The organism is Streptomyces sp. NPDC003036 (assembly GCF_040611175.1).
In the GTDB taxonomy this organism is placed as follows: Bacteria; Actinomycetota; Actinomycetes; order Streptomycetales; family Streptomycetaceae; genus Streptomyces.
Genome location: NZ_JBEXNO010000048.1, coordinates 1 through 24,293 on the forward strand (window position 1 = coordinate 1; position 24,293 = coordinate 24,293).

Genomic DNA, 24,293 nt, shown 5'->3' on the forward strand with positions numbered 1-24,293 from the left:
CGATCGACGACGTACGAGGCACGGCCAAGTACCGCCGTCACGCCGTCGGGATCATGGCCCGCCGCACGCTCGGCTGGACCTGGGAGCAGTACCGCGGCACCGGCCGCACCCTTGAAGGAGCTGCATAACCATGCGCGTCAATTTCACGGTCAACGGACGTCCGCAGCAGGCCGACGACGTCTGGGAGGGTGAGTCCCTCCTGTACGTCCTGCGTGAGCGCCTGGGCCTGCCCGGCTCCAAGAACGCGTGTGAGCAGGGCGAGTGCGGCTCCTGCACGGTCCGCCTGGACGGCGTCCCGGTCTGCTCCTGCCTGGTCGCCGCCGGCCAGGTCGAGGGCCGCGAGGTCGTCACCGTCGAGGGCCTCGCCGACTACGCCAAGCAGCGTGCCGAGCACAGCGGCGCGTGCGGCACCGGCGCGTGCGGCTCGGCCGGCGCCGACGGCAAGGAGGGCACCTCCCTCCAGGCGGCCCAGCAGTGGTCCGCCAAGGGCACCGACTCGCAGACCGGTGAGGGCGGCGAGCTCTCCCCGATCCAGCAGGCCTTCATCGACGCGGGCGCCGTCCAGTGCGGCTTCTGCACCCCGGGTCTGCTGGTCGCGGCCGACGAGATGCTGGAGCGCAACCCGTCGCCGTCCGACGAGGACATCCGCGAGGCGCTCTCCGGCAACCTCTGCCGCTGCACCGGTTACGAGAAGATCCTCGACGCGGTCCGCCTGGCGGCCGCTCGTCAGGGAGAGGCAGTCTGATGGCTCAGAACACCCGAGTCGCGTCCGCCCCGGCGGGCACCCCCACCAAGGTCACCCAGGGCTCCCAGACCAAGGGCGGTATCGGCGAGTCGACGCTCCGCCCCGACGGCACCCTCAAGGTCACCGGCGAGTTCGCCTACTCGTCGGACATGTGGCACGAGGACATGCTCTGGGGCCAGATCCTCCGCTCGCCCGTGGCGCACGCCGAGATCGTGTCCATCGACACCTCCGAGGCCCTCGCGCAGGCCGGCGTCTACGCCGTCCTCACCTACGACGACCTGCCCACCGAGGTGAAGAACTACGGCCTGGAGATCGAGGACACCCCGGTCCTCGCCCACGGCCGGGTGCGCCACCACGGCGAGCCGGTCGCCCTGGTCGCCGCCGACCACCCGGAGACCGCCCGCCGCGCCGCCGCGAAGATCAAGGTCGAGTACAAGGAGCTGCCCGTCGTCACCGACGAGGCCTCCGCGCTCGCGCCGGACGCCCCGCTGCTGCACCCGGGCCGGGACGACCACCACGCCGGCCACGTACCGCACCCGAACATCGTGCACCGCCAGCCGATCATCCGCGGCAACGTGGAGGAGGCCCGCAAGCGCGCCGACGTGATCGTCGAGGGCGAGTACACCTTCGGCATGCAGGACCAGGCCTTCCTCGGCCCGGAGTCCGGCCTGGCCGTGCCGTCCGAGGACGGCGGTGTCGACCTCTACGTCGCCACCCAGTGGCTGCACTCCGACCTCCGCCAGATCGCCCCGGTCCTCGGCCTGCCCGAGGAGAAGGTCCGCATGACGCTCTCCGGCGTCGGCGGTGCCTTCGGCGGCCGCGAGGACCTGTCGATGCAGATCCACGCCTGCCTGCTGGCCCTCCGCACCGGCAAGCCGGTCAAGATCGTCTACAACCGGTTCGAGTCGTTCTTCGGCCACGTCCACCGGCACCCGGCGAAGCTCTACTACGAGCACGGCGCCACCAAGGACGGCAAGCTCACGCACATGAAGTGCAAGATCGTCCTGGACGGCGGCGCCTACGCCTCCGCCTCCCCGGCCGTCGTCGGCAACGCGTCCTCGCTCTCCGTCGGCCCGTACGTCATCGACGACGTCGACATCGAGGCCATCGCGCTCTACACGAACAACCCGCCCTGTGGCGCCATGCGCGGCTTCGGCGCGGTCCAGGCGTGCTTCGCGTACGAGGCCCAGATGGACAAGCTCGCGGCGAAGCTGGGCATGGACCCGGTGGAGTTCCGCCAGCTCAACGCCATGGAGCAGGGCACGCTCATGCCCACCGGTCAGCCGGTCGACTCACCCGCCCCGGTCGCCGAGCTGCTGCGCCGCGTCAAGGCCCGCCCGCTGCCGCCGGAGCGCCAGTGGGAGACCACGGCGGGCGCCGACGTCCGCGCGCTGCCGGGCGGTCTGTCCAACACCACGCACGGCGAGGGCGTCGTCCGCGGCGTCGGCTACGCGGTCGGCATCAAGAACGTCGGCTTCTCCGAGGGCTTCGACGACTACTCCACCGCCAAGGTCCGCATGGAGGTCATCAACGGCGAGGCCGTCGCGACCGTCCACACCGCGATGGCGGAGGTCGGCCAGGGCGGCATCACCGTCCACGCCCAGATCGCCCGCACGGAGCTGGGTGTCACCCAGGTGACGATCAACCCGGCCGACACCCAGGTCGGCTCGGCCGGCTCCACCTCCGCCTCCCGCCAGACGTACGTCACCGGCGGCGCGGTGAAGAACTCCTGCGAGCTCGTCCGCGAGAAGGTCCTGGAGATCGGCCGCCGCAAGTTCGGCACCTACCACCCCGCGTGGGCCACGGCCGAGCTGGTGCTCGAAGCCGGCAAGGTCGTCACCGACGGCGGCGAGGTCCTCGCCGACCTGGTGGACGTCCTGGAGGACGAGGTCGTCGAGATCGAGGCCGAGTGGCGCCACCGCCCGACCGAGGCGTTCGACCTGCGCACGGGCCAGGGCAACGGCCACGTCCAGTACTCCTTCGCCGCACACCGCGCGGTCGTGGAGGTCGACACCGAGCTCGGCCTGGTCAAGGTCATCGAGCTCGCCTGCGCCCAGGACGTCGGCAAGGCCCTCAACCCGCTGTCCGTCGTCGGCCAGATCCAGGGCGGCACCACCCAGGGCCTGGGCGTGGCGGTCATGGAGGAGATCATCGTCGACCCGAAGACCGCGAAGGTGAAGAACCCCTCCTTCACGGACTACCTGATCCCCACCATCCTCGACACCCCGACCATCCCGGTCGACGTGCTCGAACTCGCCGACGACCACGCGCCCTACGGCCTGCGCGGCATCGGCGAGGCCCCGACCCTGTCGTCCACCCCGGCCGTCCTCGCGGCGATCCGGAACGCGACGGGCCTGGAGCTGAACAAGACGCCGGTTCGCCCCGAGCACCTCACCGGCACCCTGTAAGCCCTCGGGGCCGCGAGGCCCCGGGGCCCGCAAGCCCTCCGGGCGGTGCGTGCCTCCCAGGAACGTCACACTTCCCAGCCCGCACCGCCCGGAGCAGCAACCGCGCCGCTCGCGGTTCCCCCCACGCTTCACCCCCCACCGATCCTCCATCCCCCAGCCCCCCCACACCGACGAAGTACCCCCACGCAGAACCCCGTTCGTCTCGGGCCGTCCCCCGGGTCGTGCAGCCAACGCACCATCCCAAATCCCGCAGCTTTATGCCCCTGTGCATGCGGGTGCCCCTTTGAACCTTGGGAGTAGGCACCATGACCCAGTCGTCAGTGGAGCCGAAGACCGTCGCCGACGACGCGGGCTCCGGCTCTCGCGTCCCCGCCGGACGGTCTTGGCTCGACCGGTACTTTCACATCACCCACAGAGGATCCACGGTCGCGCGTGAGGTGCGCGGCGGCATCACCACCTTCATGGCGATGGCCTACATCCTCCTGCTCAACCCTCTGCTGCTCGGCGGCGAGGATTCGCTCGGCGACAAGCTGAGCCAGCCCGCGCTGATCACGGCCACCGCCCTCGCAGCAGCGGTCACCACTCTGGCGATGGGTTTCATCGGCAAGGTTCCGCTCGCCCTCGCGGCGGGCCTGAGCGTCGCGGGCGTCATCTCCACCCAGGTCGCCCCCGAAATGACCTGGCCGCAGGCCATGGGCATGTGCGTCATCTACGGCGCCGTGATCTGTCTGCTGGTGGTCACCGGCGTCCGTGAAGTCATCATGAACGCCATACCGCTGGCGCTGAAGCACGGCATCACGATGGGCATCGGCCTCTTCATCGCGATGATCGGCTTCGTCAACGCCGGCTTCGTCGGCAAGGGCGAGGGCGGCGGCCCCGTCACCCTCGGTGTCGGAGGCTCCCTGACCGGCTGGCCGGTCGCGCTCTTCGCCTTCACGCTCCTGCTGATCTTCGCGCTCCAGGCCCGCAAGATCCCCGGAGCCATCCTGCTCGGCATCGTCGTCGGCACGGTCGTCTCCGTGATCGGTACCGCGACCGGCCTCATCGGTGAGAAGGAGTGGGGCGGCAAGGCGCCGATCCTGCACGGCAGCCCGGTCTCCATGCCGGACTTCTCGCTCTTCGGCCAGGTCAGCTTCGGCGGCTGGGACAAGCTGGGCTACGCCGCCGTCAGCATGATTGTCTTCACCCTGGTGCTGGCCGGCTTCTTCGACGCCATGGCGACCATCATCGCCGTCGGCCAGGAGGCCAAGCTCGCCGACGCCCAGGGCAAGATGCCCGGCCTGAACAAGGCGCTGTTCATCGACGGCGCGGGCGGCATCATCGGCGGTGGCGCCGGTGCCTCCGGCCAGACCGTCTTCATCGAGTCCGCGACCGGCGTCGGTGAGGGCGCCCGTACGGGCCTGTCCGCCTCGGTCACCGGCCTCTTCTTCGCCGCGTGCCTGTTCTTCACCCCGCTCACCCAGCTGGTGCCCGGCCAGGTCGCCTCCGCCGCCCTGGTGGTCATCGGCGCGATGATGCTGCAGAACGCCCGGCACGTGGACTGGACCGACTGGTCCGTCGCCGTCCCGGTCTTCCTCACGGTCGTGCTGATGCCGTTCACGTACACCATCACCACGGGTGTCGGCGCCGGTGTCATCGCGTACTGCGTCATCAAGGCCGCCCAGGGCAAGTGGCGCGAGCCCAGCATCCTGATGTGGGTGCTGTCGGCGGTGTTCATCTTCTACTTCGCCATGGGTACCGGTCACTGACGGAAGACCGGGCCCTCCACACCGAAGCTCTCTCGAAGGAGGCCGACATGCTGGACATCGCCGAGGAACTCACCCGGTGGGTCGAGCAGGGACGCGACTTCGCCGTGGCCACCGTGGTGGCCGTCGGCGGCAGCGCGCCCCGGCAGCCGGGCGCCGCTCTCGCCGTCGACAGCGAGGGCACCGCGATCGGCTCGGTCTCCGGCGGATGTGTGGAGGGCGCGGTCTACGAACTGTGCCGGCAGGCGCTGGCGGACGGCGAGACCGTCCTGGAGCGCTTCGGCTACAGCGACGAGGACGCCTTCGCGGTCGGTCTGACCTGCGGCGGCATCATCGACATCCTCGTCACCCCGGTTCGCGGCGGGGTCTACCCCGCCGCGCTGGCGGCCGCCGCCGGAGGGGAGGCGGCGGCCCTCGCCAGGATCACGGAGGGACCGGCGGAGCTGCTCGGTACGGCTCTGCTGGTCCACCCGGACGGCTCGTACGAGGGCAGCCTCGGCGGCCACCCCGAGCTGGACCGCACGGCGGCGGGCGAGGCCCGCGCCATGCTCGACGCCGGCCGCACCGGCACGCTCGTCATCGGCGAGGACGGCTCCCGCTGCGGACAGCCGCTCACACTGCTGGTCGAGTCCAGCGTCCCCGCACCCCGCATGATCGTCTTCGGTGCCATCGACTTCGCGGCGGCGCTGGTCCGGGTCGGCAAGTTCCTCGGCTACCACGTCACCGTGTGCGACGCCCGCCCCGTCTTCGCCACCCCCGCCCGCTTCCCGGAAGCGGACGAGGTGGTGGTCGAGTGGCCGCACAAGTACCTCGAGTCCACCGAGGTGGACGGCCGCACCGTGCTGTGCGTGCTCACCCACGACGCCAAGTTCGACGTGCCCCTGCTCGAACTGGCCCTGAAGCTTCCCGTCGCGTACGTCGGCGCGATGGGCTCCCGCCGCACCCACCAGGACCGCAACAAGCGGCTGCGCGAGGTCGGCGTCACCGAACTGGAGCTCGCCCGCCTGCGCTCCCCGATCGGCCTGGACCTCGGCGCCCGTACGCCGGAGGAGACGGCCCTGTCGATCGGCGCGGAGATCGTCGCCGCCCGGCGCGGCGGCACCGGCGTCTCCCTCACCGGCGCCCACACCCCGATCCACCACGACGGCCCCGACGCCCCGGCGGGCCGCATCGGCTCCGTCGCCTGAGAGACCCCACGGCCTCCCCTCAGTCGGCCGCGTCCCGCGGCGGCACGTACGCCAGCTGCACCCGCCGGGAGGCGCCGCGCCGGTCCGTCATCGTGCAGCGGCCCGGGCGGTCGCCGGAGAGCGTGATCTCCTGGGCGCCCTGCTCCCGCACGCCCTGCGTGAGCGGTTCGTACATCGCCCGCGAGGCCCGGACCGAACTGCGGCACAGCACCAGACGCAGGCCCAGATCCCGGCCGAAGGGCAGGAACTCCAGCAGCGGGTGGAGCGGGTTGCCCGACGCGGTGGCGACCAGCTCGTAGTTGTCCACGAGGACGAAGAGGTCGGGGCCCGCGTACCAGCTGCGGTCGCGCAGCTGCTCCGCCGTGACGTCCACGCCGGGCATCCGCTCCCGGAGCACCGCCACCAGCTCGGCCACCACCTCCTTCAGCCGGGCGCCGCTCGCGCAGTACTGCGTGCGGTCGGCGGGCAGGTCGTGCAGCAGGGACCGCCGGTAGTCGGCGACGACCAGCACCGCCTGCCGCTGCGCGTACCGGGAGGTGATCTGCCGGCCGATCAGCCGCAGCAGGGAGGACTTGCCGAACTCGTGGTCCCCGACGACGACGAGGTACGGGTCCGACTCGAAGTCGATGGTCACCGTCGACAGGCTCGCCTCGTCTATGCCGATGGTGATCTCCCGCCCGGGGTCGTCCTCCCGCTGCCGGCCCAGCTCCTCCAGCGGCAGCAGCGCCGGCAGCACCCGTACGGGCGGTGCCGACGGTCCCGCCCAGGCTTCGCCGATCGCGGTGACCAGGTGCGTGGTGGCGGCCTCCGCCGACGCGTCCGGCCCGTCCGGGCCCCCGCTCAGGCGCGGTACGGCGGCCAGGAAGTGGTACCCGCCGGGGCTCAGACCGCGGCCGGGAGCGCCGATCGGGACGGCCTCCGCCTTGCGCCGGTCGATCTCCGACTCCGCGGGGTCGGCGAGCCGCAGCTCGGTCGCGGGGCCGAGCCGGTCGCGCAGGGCGGGGCGTACGTCGGCGTAGCGCGGTGTCGCGAGGATCAGGTGGACACCGTGGGCGGGGCCGCGCGCCGCCAGGTCCACGATGGTCTCCTCCAGCTGCTCGTAGTCGCTCCTGAAGGCCGACCAGCCGTCGATGACCAGGAAGACGTCGCCCCACTTGTCCTCGGCCCACTCGCCGGTGGAGCGGGCCCTGCGGTACTCCTCCATGGAACCGATGCCGTGGAGCCGGAAGAACGTCTCGCGCTCGGCGAGGACGCCGGCGATCTCGGCGACCGTACGGCGCACCTGCTCCCCGTCGAGCCGGGACGCCCGCCCGCCCAGGTGCGGCAGGCCGTCCAGCAGGCGCAGGGAGCCGCCGCCGAAGTCGAGGACGTAGAACTGCGCCTCACGCGGCGTGTGGACGAGGGCGAGCCCGCAGACCAGCGTGCGCAGCAGCGTCGACTTCCCGGACTGCGGCGCGCCGACCACCAGACCGTGTCCCGCGGGGCCCGAGAAGTCGGCGTACCGGACCTCGCGGCGCTGCTCCTCCGGCTTGTCCAGCAGCGCCACCGGCACGGTGAGCGGCGCCGGATGCCCCTCGGGGCCGTCGGCGGAGCGCCGGGGGTGCAGTCCGCGCTCCTCGTCGGTGACCAGGGGCGGCAGCAGGTCGGTGAGGGCCGGGGGCGTGTCCAGCGGCGGCAGCCACACCCGGTGCGCGGCCGGGCCCTGCCCGCGCAGCCGCCGTACGGCGAGGTCGAGCAGCGACTCCTCCGACGGGCCGGCCGCGCCGGAGACGTACGCTCCCTTGAAGCGGACCAGCGTGTTCGTCCCGGACCGGAGGTAGCCGAGGCCCGGGGCCTGCGGCAGGTGGTACGCGTCCGCCACGCCGATCGCGGCGCGCGACTCGGCCGCCGAGGAGGCGCGCAGGCCGATGCGGTACGAGACGAAGGCGTCGAGCCCGCGGATCCTGGCCTCCTCCAGGCGCTGGGAGGCCAGCAGCAGGTGGATGCCGAGCGACCGGCCGAGCCGGCCGATCCGGATCAGCAGCTCCAGGAAGTCGTGCCGGGGGGCGAGCAGCTCGCCGAACTCGTCCACCACGATCACCAGCGACGGCAGCGGCTCGAGGGCGGCGCCGTCGGCGCGGGCCTTCTCGTACGCGGTGACGTGCGGGAAGTTCCCCGCGTCCCGCAGCAGGTCCTGGCGGCGCCGCAGCTCGCCGGTGAGCGCCTCGCGCAGCCGGTCCACGAGGGCGGGATCGTCCGCCAGACCGCCGACGACGGCCGAGACGTGCGGCAGTTCCGCCAGGGCGGCGAACCCGGAGCCGTCCTTGGCGTCCGCGAGGAGGAAGTTGACCGTCTCGGAGGAGTGGGTGACGGCGAGCGCCAGCACCAGGGCCCGCAGCAGCTCCGACTTGCCGGAGCCGGTCGCGCCGACGCACAGGCCGTGCGGGCCCATGCCGCCCTGGGAGGCGTCCTTCAGGTCGAGGTGGACCGGCCCGCCCTCGTCGTCCAGACCGAGCGGGACGCGCAGCCGCTGGTCCGCCCGGCGGCGGCGCCGCAGGCGCGCCACGTCCGGGCGGGCGGGGTCCTCCAGGTCCAGCAGCGCGGCGTAGGACGTGAGCGGGTCGGGCGGGGTCGCGGCGGCTGCGCCGCCCCTCCGGGCGCCGAGCCAGCGCTCGCGCATCCGCAGCGTCGTATAGGCCAGCGCCCGCCTGGCCTCCGCCGTACTGGTCGCGTCCTCCAGCCGGGGCACGGCCACGCGGAAGCGCCGGCGCCGGGCCAGCGCCCAGCCGACGCCGATGCTGGAGGCGAGGGTGGCGTCGACGTACGACTCGGACGGGTCCTCGAGGGCGAGCTCGACCCGGGTGCCGAGCAGCCCCAGCAGGCCGGGGCCGAAGTCGCTCCACCGGCGGGCGGAGACCAGGAGGTGGACGCCGTAGTTCAGTCCGGTGTTGACCAGGCGGTGGATGGTGTCGGCGAAGGCGGGGTCCTCCCAGTGGAAGTCCAGCCAGCCGTCGATCACCACGAAGATGTCGCTGCCGCTGCCGTCCGGGAGCTCACCGGCCGCGCGCAGCTCGCGGAACTCCTCGACGGAGTCGATGCCCCGGTCCCGGAAGAGCGCCCGCCGCGCCGCGACCGCGTCCCTCACGGCCGTCAGGACTTGCTGGACGGCGCTGTGCTCGTGCGGCGCGGCCACCATCCGCACGTGCGGCATGGACCGCAGCACCCCGAGCCGGTTGACGGCCCCCTCGAGGAGGTAGAACTCCACCTCGTGCGGGGTGTGGGTGAGGGCCAGGGACATCGCGATCACGCGCAGCAGGGTCGTCTTGCCGCTGCCCAGCCTGCCGACCACCGCGGCGTTGCCCTCCCGCCCGGCCAGGTCGAGGAACATCGGCTCCCCGCCCGAGGTGGCCTCGGTGCGGCCGATCGGCACCAGCAGCCGGGACGCGCCCTCCCAGGAATCGCAGATGAACCCCCGGTCCGGGGTGTCCACCGGCGGCGGGAGCAGCGCGCCGAGCAGCAGCTCGTCGGCCTTCGCGGTCCGGGCGGCGAAGGGCCCCGCCGCGGCGTCGATCACCGGGGCGTACGCGAGCGGCACGTGCCCCTCGTACTGGCCCGACTTGGTGGGCGTCTGCTCGGGGCCCACCTGGTTGACCACCGCGTCGTGGACGTACGTGTACAGCTCGTCGGGCGTGATCACGCCGTCGCGGTCCAGGTCGGCCAGGCCCGTGGCGAGCCCTTCGTTGACCGCCGCGGTGAAGCGGGAGCCGGGACGGGCGTTGTCGAGGGTGAGCTGGTCGCCTTCGTACGCGTACTCCAGTGCCGTGGAGGCGGTGATCACGAAGGTGCCGCGGCCCACCAGGGCCGACTCGACGTCGACGGGGGCGGGCGACATGGGGGTGCCGCGGTGGAAGAGGCCGCTGTAGCAGCAGTCCAGCAGCACGATCTTGGCGCGGGCCTCGCACTCGTCGAGGAGCTGGTGGACGAGGTCGGCGCGGACGGCGGTGGTGTGCGGGCGGCCGAGGTCGGTGCCGATGGTGGCGAAGAAGAGGCGTCCCGTGTCGTTGCGGACGCCGTGGCAGGAGAGGTAGAGCAGCACCAGGTCGTCGGGGGCGCGGTGCGAGAGCAGCGCCTCCATCTCGCGCTCGATCTCGTCCTTGGGGCGGTTGGAGAGCGTGCGGACGAAGTCGAAGCGGCCCACCGCAGGGTCCCTGAGCAGCGCCTCCAGCTCCCCGGCGCCGCGCGCCGGGGACCGCAGCTGGTTCAGCCCCGGGTCGACGTACCCGTCAGTCGCGACCAGCAGCGCGATTCTGCGTCCCGCCATCGCCGTCCCCCGTGCCGTTCGCCGCCGTGCCGTCCGCGCCCGTGCCGATCGCCGCCGTGCCGTCCGTCCCCGTGCCGTTCGCCGCCGTGCCGTCCGTCCCCGTGCCGTCCGCGCCCGCCGCGATCCGCGCCGCGACCACCTCGACGAGCGCCGACTGGTCCTTGGCGGACAGCGCCTCGAAGGTGCCCTTGTGGCCGTCGAACTCCCACGCCACGGAGCGCGCCTTGGAGCGCTGGATGTACGCCACCAGCACATTGCTCATCGCCTTCACGGCGGCGGCCGAGAAGGCCCCGCTGACGACCAGGACCCCGAGCTCGTACCCCGCCGAGGCCATGGACCCGCCCGGGGCCGGGGCCGGCTTGCGCCGCACCTGGAACCGGCCGAGCGCGCGCAAGTCCTGGTAGAGGGAGGTGACCTGACGGTCGATCTGCTCGGGGGAGGCCGAGGGTCCGGCATCCACCCTCAGTTCCATCTCGTCCATTCCGCCTCCCTGGGCCCTGGGGTTACGCCGATCGAGCCGATCGTATAGCGGGCCGGTGACAGTGCGTCAGTGGTTCGCCACGGATGGGTGCCGCTCGGGCGTCGCGTCCGGGCCCGGGCCCTGCTCCGGGTTCAAGCCGGGTTCGACGGGAACTCGCCAGATCCCGGTGGTGGGCGGTGCGCTGCCTGCCCGGACCCGGGATGATGGGCGTCCCGCGTGGTCCCCGCCGGATGCGATGGAAAGGTGGTTTCCGTTGCGCACTGTCGGAGTGGAAGAGGAGCTCCTGCTGGTGGATCCGCACAGCGGCGAGCCACGGGCGCTGTCCATGGCCGTGCTGGCCCTCGCCGCCAAGGAGAGCCGGGACGGCCGGGAGAACGCCTTCCAGAAGGAATTGCAGGGTCAGCAGCTGGAGTTCGCCACGCACCCGTGCTCCGGCATGCGTGAGCTGCACGCCGAGGTGGAGCGCTGGCGCGCGGAGGCGGCCCGGCACGCGGCCGCGGTGGGCGGCGCCGTCGCCGCCCTGGCGACCTCGCCCCTGCCCGCCGGGCCCGCCTTCACCGAGGGCAAGCGCTACCGCTGGATGCAGGAGCACTTCGGCCTCACCGCCCAGGAGCAGCTCACCTGCGGTTGCCACGTCCATGTGTCGGTCGAGTCCGACGAGGAGGGCGTCGCCGTCCTCGACCGCGTCAGGCCCTGGCTGCACGTGCTGCTCGCGCTGAGCGCCAATTCCCCCTTCTGGCAGGGCCACGACAGCGGGTACAGCAGCTACCGCAACCGCGTCTGGGGCCGCTGGCCCTCGGCCGGCCCGGTCGAGCTCTTCGGCTCCGCCGACCGCTACCACCAGCAGGTCCGCGACCTCCTCGGCACGGGCGTCCTGCACGACGAAGGCATGATCTACTTCGACGCCCGGCTGTCCCGCGCCTACCCGACCGTCGAGGTCAGGGCCCCGGACGTCTGCCTGGACGCGTCCACCACCGCCCTGATCGCCACCCTCGCCCGCGCGCTGGTCGACACCGCGGCCCGCGAGTGGCGCGAGGGCGTGCCCCCGGCCCGCCACACCGTCAGCCTGCTGCGGGCCGCGGCGTGGCGGGCGAGCCGCTCCGGCGTGGACGACGAGCTGCTCCACCCCCTGACCATGCGGCCCGTCCCCGCCGAGCACGTCGTGCACGCGCTGCTCGCCCACGTCGAGGACGCCCTGGAGGCCAACGGCGACCTGCCCGACGCCCGCAAGGGGGTCGCCGAGCTGCTCGCCCACGGCAACGGCGCGCGCGTCCAGCGGGAGCTGCTGCGCCGCACCGGCAGCCTGCGCGACGTCGTCCTCGCGTGCGTACGCCGTACCCAGGAGCACGTGTACTGAGGCCGCGTGAACGGGGTGACTGAGGCCGCGCGAACGGGGTGGCATGATCCGCGGAACTTCGGGCAGGTGGCGGGAGGCCCGGCCGGGCCGCGTCCCGGCCGCCGCCGCCCCGCTGTCCCCGGCCCCCAGGAGAACCGCACATGAGCACCCGTACCTCGCGCCCCGGCTCGCCGATATACGACCAGCTGGTCGAAGAGCACGGAGACGTGATCAAGGAGGCGAGAAGGCTGGCCGAGCTCACCCACCGGCAGGCCGACCGGGTGCTCAGCTGGGACACGCCTTCGCTCGGCTTCGCGGGGTGGGAGGACGCGGAGCGGACCTGATATGCCGGGTTTGTCCGAATGCCGCGCCGGGCACACGTTCTGTCGTCAGGGGACGGCACGGCAGTGAGGAGTGCGACCGTGACCAGGAACAAGAAGACGCCCGGCAAGATCGAGCAGATGAAGGGCGCGGTGAAGGAGACCCTCGGCCGCGCGGTCGGCAACGAGCGGACGACCACCGAGGGGCGCGCCCACCGCGGCAAGGGTGATCTGCGCCAGAGGGGCCAGAAGGCCAAAGGCATCTTCAAGCGCTGAACAGGCCGAACAGGCCGAACAGGCCGAACAAGCCGACGGACGGCGCCCGGCGCCCGATGACGGCGACCCGGCGGCCCGGCGGACTTCTCCGCCGGGCCGTCTGTCGTGTCGTCCGCCGCCGCCCCCGGCCCCTTCGTCGGAAATGCCGGGAGGTGTGACCTGTTCCAGTCTGGATACGCGATCAGGCGTAGCGCCTGACGTCCGGATCAGGCCCGATCAGCACACGGGAGCCACGCCATGGGAACCGAGGAATCGATGGGTGACGAGGTCTACCAGCCCGTCGCCGAGGACCGGGAGGACACGGGCATCCTCGACCCCGAGGACACCCTGTCGGACCGCGAGGCCGACCCGTACGACGAAGGCTGGTCGCCGCCCGAGCGGCCGCTGGCCGTGGACCACACCGGCACCACCGCCCGCGAGCAGCGCGAGCGCGAGAGCCTGGACCAGCGGCTGGCCGAGGAGGTCCCGGACCCGGCGCTGCAGCCCGAGGACCCCCAGGCCGTGTCCAACGGCATCGGGGACCTGCCCGGCGGGGACGGCGAACCCCTCGACGACCAGGTGGGACGCGAGCGCTCCGGCCGGCTCGTCGCGCCCGACGAAGGCGCCCACCCCGACACCGAGAAGGACGTCGTCGCCCGCGACGTGGGCATCGCCGGAGCCGCGGCCTCCGCCGAGGAAGCCGCCATGCACACCGTCCCCGACGAGGGCGACGAGGCCCTCTGATGCCGGCCGCGCCGTCCCCCGAGGCCCCCAAGGCCCCCACGCACTCGCGCGTCACCCTCACGGTGAACGGCGCGCCGCACACCCTCGCCGTCGACCACCGCACGACACTGCTCGACGTGCTGCGCGAGCGCCTCGGCCTGACCGGCGCGAAGAAGGGCTGCGACCACGGCCAGTGCGGCGCCTGCACCGTGCTCGTCGACGGCCGGCGCGCCAACAGCTGCCTGCTCCTGGCCGTCGCGCAGGACGGCTCCGACATCACCACCGTGGAGGGCCTGGCGGCCCTCGGCGACGGCGAGCTGCACCCGCTCCAGCGGGCCTTCCTGGACCGGGACGCCTTCCAGTGCGGCTACTGCACCCCCGGCCAGCTCTGCTCGGCGGCCGGCGCCCTCGACGAGGCCGCCGCCGGCCACCCCTCGTACGCGACCGACCCCGCCGCGCCGCCGGCCCAGGGGCCCGTCCGCCTCACGGCCGACGAGATCCGCGAGCGGCTGAGCGGCAACCTCTGCCGCTGTGGCGCGTACCCGAACATCGTCGCCGCCGTCGAGGACGTGACGAGGACGTGATCCGCTCATGAAGCCCTACGCGTACGTACGCGCCACCAGCGTCGAGGAAGCGACCGCCGCCCACGCCGGCAGCCCCGGGGCCCGCTACCTCGCCGGCGGCACCAACCTCGTCGACCTGATGAAGCACGGCGTCGAGACGCCCGACACCCTCGTCGACGTCAGCCGGCTCCCGCTGGACACCGTCGAGGAGCTGCCGGACGGTGGGTTGCGGGTCGGCGCGACCGTACGCAACAGCGACCTCGCCGCCCATCCGCTGGTGCGCACCCGCTACCCGGCCCTGTCGCAGGCGCTGCTCGCCGGCGCGTCCGGGCAGCTGCGCAACGTCGCCACCACCGGCGGCAACCTGCTCCAGCGCACCCGGTGCCCCTACTTCCAGGACACCGCCAAGCCGTGCAACAAACGCGAACCGGGCACCGGCTGCGCCGCCCGCGCCGGCGTCCACCGTGACCACGCCGTCCTGGGCCACTCGCCGCACTGCATCGCCACGCACCCGTCCGACATGGCCGTCGCGCTCGCCGCGCTCGACGCCACCGTCGAACTGCGCGGCCCGGACGGCGGGCGGACCGTCCCGGCGACCGAGTTCCACCGCCTGCCCGGCGACCACCCGGAGCGGGACACCGTCATCCGGCCCGGCGAGCTGATCACCGCCGTCGCGCTCCCGGCGTCGACGGCCGGGCTGCCGTCCACGTACCTCAAGGCGCGCGACCGCGCGTCCTTCGCCTTCGCGCTCGCCTCCGTCGCCGCCGTCCTCGACGTGGACGAGAAGGGGCGCGTACGCCGGGTGGGGCTCGCGTTCGGCGGCCTCGCCCACCGCCCGTGGCGCGCCCGCCTCGCCGAGGCCGCGCTCCTCGGCCACCCGCCGAGCACCGCGAACATCGGCCACGCGGTCAACGCCGAACTGGCCCTCGCCGAGCCGCTCGGCGACAACGCCTTCAAGGTGCCACTCGCCCGCAACCTCGCCCGTCGTGCCCTGGCGGAACTCGCACAGGCCAGGGAGCTCACCCACCGCTGACGCCCACCTCGCACGATCCGCCCGCCCGCCCCGCCGACCGACCGCACCCGGAGAGCCGCGATGCGCCCCACCCAGACCACCTCTGGCGCCGCCGCAGCAGCGACGGCCACCCCCGCCGGCGGCGGCCTCGGAGCCCCCGCCGAGCGCCTCGAAGGCCGCGACAAGGTCACCGGCACCGCGCGGTACGCCACCGAGCTCGCGCACACCCCGCCCGACTGCGCGTACGCATGGCCCGTCCCCGCCACCGTCGCCCGCGGCCGCGTCACCGCCGTCGACACCTCGGCGGCCCTCGCCACCCCCGGCGCCCTCGCCGTCCTGACGCCGTGGACCGCGCCCCGGCTCGGCGAGCCCGACGACCCGGCCCTCGCCGTGCTCCAGGACGACCGCGTACCGCACCGGGGCTGGTACGTCGCGCTCGCCGTCGCCGAGACCCTGGAGGCCGCCCGCGCCACCGCCGAGGCCGTCCACGTCACGTACGCCGCCGAGCCGCACGACGTCATCCTCCGCCCCGACCACCCGGACGCGTACGAGCCCGACGAGGCCAACGGCGGCAGCGCCGCCCGCCGGGTGCGCGGCGACGCCGGGGCGGCCTGGGCGGCCGCGCCCGTACGAGTCGACGTCACCTACCGGATACCGCCGCTGCACAACCACCCCATGGAGCCGCACGCCGCCTACGCCCGCTGGGACGGCGCCGACGGCTCCGACCACCTGACGGTGTACGACTCCAGCCAGGGCGCGGGGCCCGTCCGCGCCGTCCTGGCCGGGATGTTCCGGGTCCCGGAGGAGCGGATCACGGTCGTCTCCGAGCACGTCGGCGGCGGCTTCGGCTCCAAGGGCACGCCCCGCCCGCACGTCGTGCTCGCCGCCATGGCCGCCCGCCACACGGGCCGCCCGGTGAAGCTGGCGCTGCCCCGCAAGGACCTGCCGACGACCGTCGGGCACCGCGCGCCGACCGTCCAGCGCGTCCGGCTCGCCGCCGAGCGCGACGGCACCCTCATAGCGGTGGGCCACGAGGTCACCACGCAGACCTCCCGGATCACCGAGTTCGTCGAGCAGGCGGCCGTCCCCGCGCGGGTCATGTACGCCTCGCCGCACAGCCTCACCAGCCACCGGGTCGTGCCCCTCGACGTACCGTCGCCCTCGTGGATGCGCGCCCCGGGCGAGGCGTCCGGCATGTACGCGCTCGAGTCGGCCATGGACGAACTGGCCGACGCCCTCGGCCTCGACCCCGTCGAGCTGCGCGTCCGCAACGATCCCGCCACCGAGCCCGACAGCGGCCTGCCCTTCTCCAGCCGCAACCTCGTCGCCTGCCTGCGCGAGGGCGCCCGCCGCTTCGGCTGGCACGACCGCGACCCGCGCCCGGCGTCCCGTCGCGGCGGCCCGAAGGGGCGGTGGCTGACCGGCACGGGCGTGGCCGCCGCGACCTACCCGGTGCTGCTCGCGCCGTCCACGGCCACCGCGACCGCCCTGCCCGACGGCACCTTCGCCGTCGACGTCAACGCCACCGACATCGGCACCGGCGCCCGGACCGTTCTCGCCCAGATCGCCGCCGACGCCCTGTCCACCCCCCTCGGCTCCGTACGCGTCGGCATCGGCTGCACCCGCCTCCCGCGCGCCCCGCTCGCCGGCGGCTCGTCGGGGACGGCCTCCTGGGGGTCCGCCGTCCACCAGGCGTGTACGCGCCTGGCCGAGCGGCTCGCCCGCCACGAGGGGCCGCTGCCCGTGGGCGGGCTGTCGTCCACGGCCGACACCACCGAGGAGGCCGAGCGGACCCCGCCGTTCGCCCGCCACGCCTTCGGCGCCCACTTCGCCGAGGTGGCGGTCGACACCGCCACCGGCGAGGTCCGGGTCCGCAGGCTCCTCGGCGTGTACGCCGCCGGGCGCATCCTCAACCCGCGCACCGCGCGCTCCCAGTTCATCGGCGGCATGGTGATGGGCCTCGGCATGGCGCTGACCGAGCACTCCACCGTGGACCCGGCGTTCGGCGACTTCGCCGAGCGCGACCTGGCCGCGTACCACGTGCCGAGCCACGCCGACGTGCCGGACGTCGAGGCCCACTGGGTCGAGGAGGAGGACCCCCACCTCAACCCGATGGGCAGCAAGGGCATCGGCGAGATCGGCATCGTCGGCACCCCGGCCGCCCTCGGCAACGCCGTCCACCACGCCACCGGCGTCCGCCTCCGCGAACTGCCCCTCACCCCGGACCGGGTGCTTCCGCACCTCGCGTAGCCCGTACTGTGTGGGCGTGTCACCGCGCTTCGCCTCCGTCCTCGACCGCATCGCCGCCGAGATCGCCGCCGTCCCCGACCGCGACCGCGGCCGCCCCGCCGACTACATCCCGGCCCTCGCCGAGGCCGACCCGGGCCGCTTCGGGATGGCCGTCGCCGAGCTCGACGGCACGGTGTACGGGGTCGGGGACTGGCGGCGGCCCTTCTCCGCGCAGTCGATCACCAAGGTCTTCACGCTCGCCCTGGTGCTGTCGAGGGACGGCGAGGCGCTGTGGGAGCGCGTCGGCCGGGAGCCGTCCGGCAACCCGTTCAACTCGCTGGTGCAGCTGGAGTACGAGAACGGCATCCCGCGCAACCCGTTCATCAACGCGGGCGCCCTCGTCACCACCGACCGCCTCCAGGCCCTGACCGGCGGCGACGCCTCCGGGGCGCTGCGGGAGTTCCTGCGCGCCGAGAGCGGCAACCCCGGCCTGGACTTCGACGAGAAGGTCGCCGCCTCCGAGGCCGCGCACGGCGACCGCAACGCCGCCCTCGCGCACTTCATGGCCTCGTACGGCAACATCACCAACCCGGTACCGGAGCTGCTCGACCAGTACTTCCGCCAGTGCTCGCTGGAGGCGTCCTGCGCCGACCTGGCCCTGGCCGCTGGCTTCCTCGCCCGGCACGGCATACGCGCCGACGGCTCGACCCTGCTGACCCGCAGCCAGGCCAAGCAGATCAACGCCGTGATGCTCACCTGCGGTACGTACGACGCCGCCGGGGACTTCGCCCACCGGGTCGGCCTGCCCGGCAAGAGCGGCGTCGGCGGCGGGATCATCGCGGTCGTCCCCGGTCACTGCACCCTGTGCGTCTGGTCCCCGGGCCTGGACCGGCGCGGCAACTCGGTGGCGGGCGTGGCCGCCCTGGACCGCTTCACCACCCTGACGGGCCTCTCCGTCTTCTGATCACTCCCGTCGGCATCACTCCACCGGGACCCGGGCGAAACGACCCACCACCGCCAGGTCCGCCTCGATCCGGTCCGCCGCCGCCCGCAGCTCGGGCAGGACCTCCGCGACGCACTCCTCGGCGCTGCGCCGCACGCTGTGCATGGCGACGTTCGCCGCCGCGACCACCGTGCCGGCCCGGTCGCGTACGGGGACGGCGATGGAGCGCAGCCCCTCCTCCAGCTCCTCGTCGACGAGCGCGTGGCCGCTCGCGGCGACCCCGTCCAGGACTGCGGCCAGCTCGCCCCGGTCCGTGACCGTGTACGGCGTCAGCGCGCGCAGCTCGGCCCGCGCGACCCGCTCCCGGCGCTCCTCGCCCGGCAGCCCCGCCAGCATCACGCGGCCCATGGACGTCGCGTACGCCGGGAAGCGCGTGCCGACGGTGATGTTGACGCTCATGATGCGGCTGGTGGCGACGCGCGCCGTGTACCGGATGTCGTCCCCGTCGAGCACGGCCAGGGACGCCGAGTCGTGCACGCGCGTGGCGAGCTCCGCCAGGTGCGGCGCGGCGATGGCGGACAGCGTCGTGCGCGACAGCGGGGGATACCCGAGGCCCAGCACGCGCGGCGTCAGCCGGAACGTCCGCTCGTGCGCCGTGACGTAGCCGAGGTGCTCCAGCGTGATGAGCGCCCGCCGGGCGGTCGCCCGGGCCAGGCCCGTCGCCTCGGCCACGGCGCTGAGCGTGAGCGCGTCGCGGCCCTCGCCGAAGGCGGTCGGCACGGTCAGCCCCCGGGCGAGGGACTCGATGAAGTCCCGGCCCAGCTCCTGCTTGGAGGCGCCCGTCCAGGCGGCCAGCGCGTCGGGGCGTGCCCCGGGGTCCGGCGGCGGCGCCTCGCGCAGCGCCTGCTCCATGGCGCCCACCGCCGCGCGCAGCCGGGGGAGCGCGGCGTCGCGCAGCGAGGAGGCGCTGTGCCGGCTGGTGTGGCTCACCACGCTGAGCGCGCACGCCACGGGGCCGTCGGCGGCCCGGACCGGCACGGTCACCGCGACCAGGCCCGGCTCGATGAGCTGGTCGTCGAGCGCCCACCCCTGCTCCCGTGCCTGTGCCACCCGCTCCTCGAAGCCGGCCTCGGCCTCGCGGTGGCGCGGCGGTACGGCGGGAAAGCCCCGGTCCTCGGGGTCGGCGGCGCGGCGCTCGCGCCACCGGGTCCACTCCCGCGCCGTCCACTCGGCGGCGAACAGCGGGCCGGGCCCGGTGCGTTCGGCGGGCAGCAGGTCGCCGATGCGGAAGGTCAGGGACATGGCGCGGCGCCGGGTGGCCTGGTGGATGAACCGGATGCCGTCGCCGTCGCCCACCGCCAGGGAGACCGACTCGTCCAGCTCGTCGGCGAGCGCGTCGGCGTGCGGCCCAAGCAGGCCGGGCAGCCGGATCGCGGCGAGGTAGGCGTTGCCGAGCTCCATCAGGCGCGGGGCGAGCGCCGCGTCGCGGCCGTCGAGGCGTACGTACCCCATGCGCGCCAGCGTGGCCGCGACCCGGTCGACGGTGGCGCGGGCGAGGCCGGTGGCGCGCTCCAGCTCGCTGAGGCTCAGCCGCGCGTCCGCGTCGGTGAGCGCGCGCAGGACCGCGATGCCGCGCATGAGCGGGGCCACGGCCTCGGGGGGCGGGTCGGCGGGGCTGGTGGATGGCATCGGCTCTCCGTCATCGAGGAACGGGGGCGTTGACAGCCCCGGGTGGCGCGCGCAGACTCGGCGCACCCATCTTTGTGAAGTTTACTTCACCACGCGAACAGGAGAGCGCATGCACACCACCGTCGGGATCATCGGCGGCGGCCCGGCCGGACTGCTGCTCGCCCGGCTGCTCCACCGCGCCGGTGTCGACAGCGTCGTGCTGGAGAGCCGCGACCGCGCGTACGTCGAGCGCCGCCAGCGCGCCGGCATCCTGGAGCAGGGCACCGTCGACGTGCTGCGTTCCGTCGGCGCCGGGGCGCGCCTCGACCGCGAGGGCCTGGTCCACGACGGTATCGAGCTGCGCTTCGACGGGCGCGCCCACCGCCTCGACTTCCCCGCCCTCACCGGCGGGCGCAGGGTCACGGTGTACGCGCAGACCGAGGTGGTCAAGGACCTCGTCGCCCTCCAGCTCGCCGAAGGAGGCCCGCTGCTCTTCGAGGCCGAGGTCCACGCCGTCGACGGCGCCGACACCGACCGCCCCGCCATCCGCTACACCCACGAGGGCCGGGAGCAGACCCTCACCTGCGACTACGTCGTCGGCTGCGACGGCTTCCACGGCATCGCCCGCACCGCCGTGCCGGAGCACCTGCGCACCACGTACGAGCGGACCTACCCCTACTCCTGGCTGGGCATCCTCGCCGAGGCCCCGCCCGTCTACGACGAACTGATCTACGCCCACTCCCCGCGCGGCTTCGCCCTCGCCAGCATGCGTACCCCGGCCGTCAGCCGCCTCTACCTCCAGGTCCCGAACGGCACCGACCCCGCCGACTGGCCCGACGAGCGCGTCTGGGACGAGCTGGACGCCCGCTTCGCCCTCGACTCCGCGCCCGGCTGGCGGCTGAAGCGCGGCCCGGTGACGCAGAAGGCGGTGCTGCCGATGCGCAGCTGGGTCACCGAACCGATGCGCCACGGGCGGCTCTTCCTCGCCGGGGACGCCGCGCACATCGTGCCGCCCACCGGCGCCAAAGGCCTCAACCTCGCCGTGGCCGACGTGGTGGTGCTCGCCCGCGCCCTCGCCCACCGGGCGGGCACGGGCTCGGACGAGCTCCTGGAGGCGTACTCCGACACCTGTCTGCGCCGGGTGTGGCGGGCGGAGCACTTCTCGTACGCCATGACGACGACCCTGCACGCCGACCCGGCGCAGTCGCCGTTCGACACCCGCCTCCAGCTCGCGCAGCTCGAACGGATCGCCACCTCGCCGCACGCCGCCGCCGAACTGGCCGACAACTACACCGGCTTGCCGATGGGCTGAGCGGCCCCGCCGCGCGGGGCGCGCGCGGCGAGCGGGACGCACGCGATGGCGACGGCGCCGGCCAGCCCGGCCAGGGCGAACGCCGTGAAGCCCCAGCTGTCGTGGCCGCTCGCCGCCAGCACCCCGCCCAGCCACGGGCCGAACACCGCGCCCGTACGGCCCACGCCGGTCACCCAGCCGAGGCCGGCGGCGCGCTCGCTGTCGCGGTAGACGGTGGTGACGGCGGCGTACACCATGACCTGCGCGCTGAAGAGCACCACACCGGTGCCCGCGACCACCACGTACGTCCACCCCAGCGGCAGCTGGGACCGCAGCAGCAGCGCCCCGGCCGCCGTGAGCACGAACCAGATCGCCGACACCCGCACCGGGCCGAACCGGTCGGCGGTGCGGCCCGCGACGAGCAGGCCGACGATGCCGCCCGCGTTGATGACCAGCAGGAAGCTGACGGAGGAGCCGACCCCGTAGCCGGAGGCGCGCATCATCTGCGGCAGCCACGTCGACACCCCGTACACCAGCAGCAGCCCGCAGAAGGCCGCCAGCCACAGCAGCGGCGTCGCCCACCGCGACTCCGGCCGGAACAACGCCCGTACGGCCTCCAGGCGGCCCTTCGCCCCGGCCGCCGGCGCCTCCACGGGCGTCGGCCGCGCGAGCCCGTACCGGTCCGCGACCGCGTCCGCCCGCTCCCGCTCGCCCCGCGCGAGGAGCACCCCCGGCGACTCGGGCAGCAGCCTGAGCAGCAGCGGTACGGCGATGACGGCGGGCACCGCGCCCGCCCAGAACACCCAGCGCCACCCGGCGGCGGGCGCCACCGTGAGGCCGAGGCCCGTCGCGGCCATGCCGCCCGCGTGGTACGAGGTCATCAGCAGCCCCGTCGTCAGGGCGGCCCGGCGCGGCGGCGCGAACTCCATCACCATCGCCAGGCACAGCGGCATCAGCCCACCGAGCCCCAGGCCCGACACGAACCGCCCGGCGCCGAAGAACGCCGGGCTGCCCGCGAGCGCGCAGAGCGCCGAGCCGAACGAGAAGAGCGTGATGCTCGCGACCAGCAGGGGCCGGCGCCCGAGCCAGTCGGTGACGTTCCCGGCGGCGAGCGCGCCGATGAGCATGCCGAAGGTGGTCCAGCTGCCGATCGCGCCCGCGCTCGCCTTCGTGAGGCCGAGCCCGGCGTCGTCGAGCATGTGCGGCATGACGGCGCCGTAGATGTTGACGTCCATCCCGTCGAAGAAGACGGCCAGCCAGCACAGGGCGAGCACCGGGAAGACCGTACGGAACGTGCGTGGAGAAGTCATGACCGTCCCTGGGAAAGCTTGTTCGCGTGGTGAAATCCGTTTCACTTTTGTGCGGGCGAAGAGTCTCGGCTCGCGGCCGACCCCTGTCAATGCGTCGCGCACGGTTGTCCACCGGGCGCACGGGCCGCGCAGAGGCGAGGGTGGAAGGACACGGACCCACCGCCTCGGATCCCCAGGGAGCCCCATGAACCGCCCCGACGGCCCGGCGCTCTGCCTCGTCACCGGCGCCACCGGTTACATCGGCGGCCGGCTCGTCCCCGAGCTGCTGGCCGCCGGCCACCGCGTCCGCTGCCTGGCCCGCTCGCCCGGCAAACTCCGCGACCTGCCCTGGGCCGACCGGGTCGAGGTGGTCCGCGGCGACGTCACCGACGAGGAGTCGGTGCGCGAGGCGATGCGCGGCGTGGACGTGGCGTACTACCTGGTCCACGCCCTGGGCAGCGGCCCGGACTTCGAGAGCACCGACCGCACGGCCGCCCGGATCTTCGGCCGCTGCGCCCGGGGCGCCGGCGTCCGCCGCCTCGTCTACCTCGGCGGGCTCACCCCCGCGGGCGTACCGGAGCGCGCGCTCTCCCCGCACCTGCGCTCCCGCGCCGAGGTCGGCCGGATCCTGCTCGACTCCGGCGTGCCCACCGCCGTGCTGCGCGCCGCCGTCGTCCTCGGCTCCGGCTCGGCCTCCTTCGAGATGCTCCGCTACCTCACCGAGCGGCTGCCCGTCATGGTCACCCCCAGCTGGGTCCGCACCCGCATCCAGCCCATCGCCGTGCGCGACGTCCTGCGCTACCTCGTCGGCAGCGCGGACATGCCCGCCGACGTGAACCGCACCTTCGACATCGGCGGCCCCGACGTCCTGACCTACCGCGACCTGATGCGGCGGTACGCCGCCGTGGCCGGGCTGCCCCGACGGCTGATCCTGCCCGTGCCCGTCCTCACCCCGCGCCTGTCCAGCCTCTGGATCGGCCTCGTCACGCCCGTACCGCCCGGCATCGCCCGGCCGCTCGCCGAGTCCCTCCGCCACGAGGTCGTCTGCCGGGAGCACGACATCGCCGCCCACGTCCCCGACCCGCCCGGCCACCCCATCGGCTGCGACCGGGCCCTCGCCCTCGCCCTGCGCCGGGTCCGCGAGGCCCGGGTGACCACCCGCTGGTCCTCCGCGTCCGTGCCCGGCGCGCCGAGCGACCCGCTGCCGACCGACCCCGACTGGTCGGGCGGCAGCCTCTACACCGACCGGCGCGCCCGGTGGGTCGACGCCTCGCCCGACACCCTGTGGCGCGTCATCGAGGGCATCGGCGGGGAGAACGGCTGGTACTCCTTCCCGCTCGCCTGGGCGGTACGCGGCTGGCTCGACCGGCTCGCCGGAGGCGTCGGCCTGCGCCGCGGCCGCCGGGACGCGCACCGGCTGAGGGTGGGCGACTCGCTGGACTTCTGGCGCGTCGAGGAGATCGAGCGGGGCCGGCTGCTGCGGCTGCGCGCCGAAATGCGGCTGCCCGGCCTCGCCTGGCTGGAGATGTACGCCGAGGAGGACGGCGACGGCCGCAGCCGCTACCGCCAGCGCGCCCTGTTCCATCCGCACGGCCTCCTCGGGCACGCCTACTGGTGGGCCGTCTCCCCCTTCCACGCCACCGTCTTCGGCGGCATGGCCCGCAACATCGCCCGCGCCGCGGAGGACGAGGAGCGAGCCCGCCGGTCCCGGACGCGGGCCGCTGCCCAATACGAGTGACGTGGCCACGGCCAGGCGAGCCAAACCCCCCGTGCCCCGAGGTACTGCGTAGCGTTGCGG

At 74.0% G+C, this 24,293-nt stretch carries 18 protein-coding genes and 1 pseudogene; 15 read left to right on the top strand and 4 right to left on the bottom strand.

Features of this window, described 5'->3' with window-relative positions; genetic code table 11:
- From ABZX67_RS28375 to ABZX67_RS28395, 5 genes and pseudogenes are all read left to right on the top strand, one after another.
- Window positions 1–128 (top strand): annotated as a pseudogene (locus ABZX67_RS28375) (xanthine dehydrogenase family protein subunit M); the annotation flags it as partial.
- A gap of 2 nt (window positions 129–130) precedes the next feature.
- Window positions 131–745 (top strand): (2Fe-2S)-binding protein, encoded by a 615-nt coding sequence (locus ABZX67_RS28380; protein ID WP_355365810.1) that lies wholly within the window; start codon window positions 131–133, stop codon window positions 743–745.
- Entirely contained in the window at window positions 745–3,153 is a 2,409-nt protein-coding gene (gene pucD / locus ABZX67_RS28385) for a xanthine dehydrogenase subunit D (RefSeq protein ID WP_355365813.1), read from the top strand. The genes ABZX67_RS28380 and pucD overlap by 1 nt, the downstream gene beginning before the upstream one ends.
- Before the next feature lie 305 nt (window positions 3,154–3,458).
- Window positions 3,459–4,901 (top strand): NCS2 family permease, encoded by a 1,443-nt coding sequence (locus tag ABZX67_RS28390; protein WP_355365816.1) that lies wholly within the window; start codon window positions 3,459–3,461, stop codon window positions 4,899–4,901.
- Between the two features lie 47 nt (window positions 4,902–4,948).
- Window positions 4,949–6,085, top strand: a complete 1,137-nt coding sequence (locus tag ABZX67_RS28395) for an XdhC/CoxI family protein (protein WP_355365819.1) — start codon at window positions 4,949–4,951, stop codon at window positions 6,083–6,085.
- Between the two features lie 19 nt (window positions 6,086–6,104).
- On the opposite strand, the gene eccCb is transcribed toward ABZX67_RS28395, so the two are convergent.
- Window positions 6,105–10,385 carry a type VII secretion protein EccCb gene (gene eccCb, locus ABZX67_RS28400; RefSeq protein WP_355365822.1) on the bottom strand — a complete coding sequence of 1,427 codons (4,281 nt, stop codon included), beginning with the start codon at window positions 10,383–10,385 and terminating at the stop codon, window positions 6,105–6,107.
- On the bottom strand, window positions 10,348–10,866 hold the full coding sequence (locus ABZX67_RS28405; RefSeq protein ID WP_355365825.1) for a hypothetical protein: 519 nt from the start codon (window positions 10,864–10,866) through the stop codon (window positions 10,348–10,350). The genes eccCb and ABZX67_RS28405 overlap by 38 nt, the downstream gene beginning before the upstream one ends.
- A gap of 253 nt (window positions 10,867–11,119) precedes the next feature.
- Between ABZX67_RS28405 and ABZX67_RS28410 the strand changes: the two genes are divergently transcribed.
- The 8 genes from ABZX67_RS28410 to ABZX67_RS28445 all read left to right on the top strand — a co-directional run bounded on the left by ABZX67_RS28410 (window position 11,120) and on the right by ABZX67_RS28445 (window position 18,268).
- A complete protein-coding gene (locus ABZX67_RS28410) occupies window positions 11,120–12,223 on the top strand; it encodes a glutamate--cysteine ligase (protein ID WP_355365828.1) in 1,104 nt (367 codons plus the stop codon).
- A gap of 140 nt (window positions 12,224–12,363) precedes the next feature.
- Window positions 12,364–12,546, top strand: coding sequence for a hypothetical protein (locus ABZX67_RS28415; RefSeq protein ID WP_355365831.1), 183 nt, complete (start codon window positions 12,364–12,366; stop codon window positions 12,544–12,546).
- A 78-nt stretch (window positions 12,547–12,624) separates the two neighbouring features.
- Window positions 12,625–12,798 (top strand): CsbD family protein, encoded by a 174-nt coding sequence (locus ABZX67_RS28420; protein WP_355365834.1) that lies wholly within the window; start codon window positions 12,625–12,627, stop codon window positions 12,796–12,798.
- Window positions 12,799–13,035: 237 nt separating this feature from the next.
- The gene (locus ABZX67_RS28425; protein ID WP_355365837.1) at window positions 13,036–13,521 is read left to right on the top strand and encodes a DUF5709 domain-containing protein; all 486 of its coding nucleotides are present in this window, start codon (window positions 13,036–13,038) and stop codon (window positions 13,519–13,521) included.
- Window positions 13,521–14,084 carry a 2Fe-2S iron-sulfur cluster-binding protein gene (locus ABZX67_RS28430; protein WP_355365840.1) on the top strand — a complete coding sequence of 188 codons (564 nt, stop codon included), beginning with the start codon at window positions 13,521–13,523 and terminating at the stop codon, window positions 14,082–14,084. The genes ABZX67_RS28425 and ABZX67_RS28430 overlap by 1 nt, the downstream gene beginning before the upstream one ends.
- 7 nt (window positions 14,085–14,091) lie before the next feature.
- Window positions 14,092–15,096 carry a xanthine dehydrogenase family protein subunit M gene (locus ABZX67_RS28435; RefSeq protein WP_355365843.1) on the top strand — a complete coding sequence of 335 codons (1,005 nt, stop codon included), beginning with the start codon at window positions 14,092–14,094 and terminating at the stop codon, window positions 15,094–15,096.
- Window positions 15,097–15,156: 60 nt separating this feature from the next.
- Entirely contained in the window at window positions 15,157–17,325 is a 2,169-nt protein-coding gene (locus tag ABZX67_RS28440) for a xanthine dehydrogenase family protein molybdopterin-binding subunit (protein WP_355365846.1), read from the top strand.
- A gap of 10 nt (window positions 17,326–17,335) precedes the next feature.
- Window positions 17,336–18,268, top strand: a complete 933-nt coding sequence (locus ABZX67_RS28445; protein WP_355365849.1) for a glutaminase — start codon at window positions 17,336–17,338, stop codon at window positions 18,266–18,268.
- Window positions 18,269–18,283: 15 nt separating this feature from the next.
- Here ABZX67_RS28445 and ABZX67_RS28450 read toward each other — a convergent pair whose 3' ends face one another.
- Window positions 18,284–19,936 (bottom strand): IclR family transcriptional regulator C-terminal domain-containing protein, encoded by a 1,653-nt coding sequence (locus ABZX67_RS28450; RefSeq protein ID WP_355365852.1) that lies wholly within the window; start codon window positions 19,934–19,936, stop codon window positions 18,284–18,286.
- A 109-nt stretch (window positions 19,937–20,045) separates the two neighbouring features.
- Between ABZX67_RS28450 and ABZX67_RS28455 the strand changes: the two genes are divergently transcribed.
- The gene (locus ABZX67_RS28455) at window positions 20,046–21,227 is read left to right on the top strand and encodes a 4-hydroxybenzoate 3-monooxygenase (RefSeq protein WP_355365855.1); all 1,182 of its coding nucleotides are present in this window, start codon (window positions 20,046–20,048) and stop codon (window positions 21,225–21,227) included.
- Here the strand turns inward: ABZX67_RS28455 and ABZX67_RS28460 are convergent.
- Window positions 21,203–22,516 (bottom strand): MFS transporter, encoded by a 1,314-nt coding sequence (locus tag ABZX67_RS28460; protein WP_355365858.1) that lies wholly within the window; start codon window positions 22,514–22,516, stop codon window positions 21,203–21,205. The two genes, ABZX67_RS28455 and ABZX67_RS28460, sit on opposite strands and share 25 nt — an antisense overlap.
- 184 nt (window positions 22,517–22,700) lie before the next feature.
- Here ABZX67_RS28460 and ABZX67_RS28465 point away from each other — a divergent pair, with 184 nt between their 5' ends.
- Complete coding sequence (locus tag ABZX67_RS28465) at window positions 22,701–24,233, top strand: SDR family oxidoreductase (RefSeq protein WP_355365861.1); 1,533 nt, start codon at window positions 22,701–22,703, stop codon at window positions 24,231–24,233.
- Window positions 24,234–24,293: the final 60 nt, after the last annotated feature.

Coding starts and splice junctions, on each gene's coding strand:
- ABZX67_RS28405 (WP_355365825.1), bottom strand. CDS start 10,866: ATGGACGAGATGGAACTGAGGGTGGATGCCGGACCCTCGGCCTCCCCC.
- ABZX67_RS28395 (WP_355365819.1), top strand. CDS start 4,949: ATGCTGGACATCGCCGAGGAACTCACCCGGTGGGTCGAGCAGGGACGC.
- ABZX67_RS28450 (WP_355365852.1), bottom strand. CDS start 19,936: ATGCCATCCACCAGCCCCGCCGACCCGCCCCCCGAGGCCGTGGCCCCG.
- ABZX67_RS28465 (WP_355365861.1), top strand. CDS start 22,701: ATGAACCGCCCCGACGGCCCGGCGCTCTGCCTCGTCACCGGCGCCACC.
- ABZX67_RS28455 (WP_355365855.1), top strand. CDS start 20,046: ATGCACACCACCGTCGGGATCATCGGCGGCGGCCCGGCCGGACTGCTG.
- ABZX67_RS28390 (WP_355365816.1), top strand. CDS start 3,459: ATGACCCAGTCGTCAGTGGAGCCGAAGACCGTCGCCGACGACGCGGGC.
- eccCb (WP_355365822.1), bottom strand. CDS start 10,385: ATGGCGGGACGCAGAATCGCGCTGCTGGTCGCGACTGACGGGTACGTC.
- ABZX67_RS28415 (WP_355365831.1), top strand. CDS start 12,364: ATGAGCACCCGTACCTCGCGCCCCGGCTCGCCGATATACGACCAGCTG.
- pucD (WP_355365813.1), top strand. CDS start 745: ATGGCTCAGAACACCCGAGTCGCGTCCGCCCCGGCGGGCACCCCCACC.
- ABZX67_RS28425 (WP_355365837.1), top strand. CDS start 13,036: ATGGGAACCGAGGAATCGATGGGTGACGAGGTCTACCAGCCCGTCGCC.
- ABZX67_RS28430 (WP_355365840.1), top strand. CDS start 13,521: ATGCCGGCCGCGCCGTCCCCCGAGGCCCCCAAGGCCCCCACGCACTCG.
- ABZX67_RS28380 (WP_355365810.1), top strand. CDS start 131: ATGCGCGTCAATTTCACGGTCAACGGACGTCCGCAGCAGGCCGACGAC.
- ABZX67_RS28460 (WP_355365858.1), bottom strand. CDS start 22,516: ATGACTTCTCCACGCACGTTCCGTACGGTCTTCCCGGTGCTCGCCCTG.
- ABZX67_RS28435 (WP_355365843.1), top strand. CDS start 14,092: ATGAAGCCCTACGCGTACGTACGCGCCACCAGCGTCGAGGAAGCGACC.
- ABZX67_RS28440 (WP_355365846.1), top strand. CDS start 15,157: ATGCGCCCCACCCAGACCACCTCTGGCGCCGCCGCAGCAGCGACGGCC.